Source organism: Streptomyces sp. P9(2023), assembly GCF_032436795.1.
Classification (GTDB): Bacteria; Actinomycetota; Actinomycetes; order Streptomycetales; family Streptomycetaceae; genus Streptomyces.
In genome coordinates, this window is sequence record NZ_JAUPWM010000798.1 from 1 (window position 1) to 242 (window position 242).

Below are 242 nucleotides of genomic sequence, written 5' to 3' on the forward strand. Positions count from 1 at the left end.
TAAAAGACTCAAGGAAGACAACAGCAGCATGCCGGATCTCATCCTAGCGGATGGAGGTAAAGGGCAGATGAATGCCATAAGAAATACACTGGATACGCTGGGTCTAAATACACCTGTAGCAGGACTTGTAAAGGACGAGCGACACAAAACCGATGGTCTACTCTACGGCAATCCTATCCAAGAGGTATTCATAGATCATAAGTCCGAGCTATTCCTATTCCTCGAGTATATCCAAAGCGAAG

General features: G+C 45.5%; 1 pseudogene. It reads left to right on the plus strand.

Features of this window, described 5'->3' with window-relative positions:
- Nucleotides 1-28: 28 nt before the first annotated feature.
- Nucleotides 29-242, plus strand: a pseudogene (locus Q5762_RS39480) (excinuclease ABC subunit C); the annotation flags it as partial.